This is a genomic window from Arthrobacter sp. Y3223164, assembly GCF_059091005.1.
Genome location: NZ_JBNHGF010000589.1, coordinates 1 through 1,258, shown reverse-complemented (window position 1 = coordinate 1,258; position 1,258 = coordinate 1). Strand labels below are relative to the sequence as shown.

The 1,258-nt window shown below is 68.8% G+C and carries 2 protein-coding genes; both read right to left on the bottom strand.

All coding sequences use genetic code 11. The features are described from left to right. Positions 1 to 24: 24 nt before the first annotated feature. Positions 25 to 426: a hypothetical protein gene (locus AC5RUJ_RS16635; protein WP_494128698.1), complete on the bottom strand. Its 402-nt coding sequence runs from the start codon at positions 424 to 426 to the stop codon at positions 25 to 27. 210 nt (positions 427 to 636) lie between these two features. Beyond that, complete coding sequence (locus AC5RUJ_RS16630) at positions 637 to 867, bottom strand: hypothetical protein (protein WP_494128699.1); 231 nt, start codon at positions 865 to 867, stop codon at positions 637 to 639. Positions 868 to 1,258: the final 391 nt, after the last annotated feature.

The following is a 1,258-nucleotide window of genomic DNA, read 5'->3' as shown; positions in this document are numbered from 1 at the left end:
CCGCGTGCCGGCCGGCCTCGCCGATCAGCGCGGTTTTTTGCTGCCCAGCGCCACGAGCGACAGCACAATCCCCGCCCCGCACACCAGCGTGGCCAGGTACGCCAGGCCCACGCCGTCCTCGCCGCCCATGCCCAGCGTCAGGCTGAGCGGAAGCCAGAGCACCGCCCAGCCGAGCACTGCGAACAACGGCGCATACCGCTCCCCGCGCGCCGTCCACCGGTAGGCAAAAACCGCGAGGACAAAGACGGCGATGGCTCCGGCCAGGGCGAAGCCCGCCAACGTTCCGCCGCCCTCCGGGTCGTGCCGTGAGCCCAGCGAGAAGGCCGTCATGGTGTCGATGGCCACGACGATGACGCCCACGGCGATGGCGAACTGCAGGACGTTGCCGGCCTGGATCAGCAACATCCGCCGCACATCGGGCCTCATGCCGTTTTCCTCCCGTCGCTCCGCCCGCTCGGGGCGCCCTCTCCTGCCACCCTATATAAGGCACAGGGCGATATCAGGCCCAGGGCGCGCCGCCCAGCGGGCGTCGCCTTCAGGACCGGCCTGCCGCATACACGGTGGCCCGGTTGGACAGGGCAGTGCCCCGGCGGAAACTTCCACCGGGGCACCGGCCGGCGCCCTCGCGGGCAGGTGTTACCAGCGGACCTTTTTCTCGGGCGGACCCTGCCGGCCGCTGGCGTGCTTCGGCTTGTGGCTGTTGCCGATGCTGTGCCAGCCGGCCAGGTCGCCGGCGTTGACCGCACGGCGGGAAGCCAGCCTCGCCTGTTGGTCCTCGGTCAGTTTGGCCGCGGCGGCCGGAGCGAGGTGGATGGTTGGTTCACGGGATTCGGCGGGTTTTGGTGCCCGCGGATCGATGTCAGTCATGGCTCTCCTTCGGTATTTTCAGGAGCCTGCCGGGAACTGGTCCGCCGCACCGGTCGTCAAGACGGGACGCCACAACACCCGGAGCATCATCCGGGCGTGAGCGGGGGTGGGATCAGGGAACCACTCGCGAGGTACAGCCTCAGCAAGCCTTGTTTGGTTGTCGGCTTGACCGGTCCAAGACCTGGTTACTCGAAAATCAGAATTCCCATGGCGCACAGCCTAACAGCGCCGCCGGGCATCCGGTAGATTCAAGCAAAGGCCGGCGAGAAGGGGGACCATGTCCGCATCACAGTTCGACCAGCGGTACGACTCGATCTACCAGCGCGGCGGCGAAACGGCTGGCATCCCAACGACCGGCACCCCGCGGACCGCGGCGGCCCGGCCGGCGGCG

What these genes read in the sequence shown, in the direction of transcription:
- AC5RUJ_RS16630 (WP_494128699.1), bottom strand. Translation starts at nt 867, where the DNA reads ATGACTGACATCGATCCGCGGGCACCAAAACCCGCCGAATCCCGTGAA.
- AC5RUJ_RS16635 (WP_494128698.1), bottom strand. Translation starts at nt 426, where the DNA reads ATGAGGCCCGATGTGCGGCGGATGTTGCTGATCCAGGCCGGCAACGTC.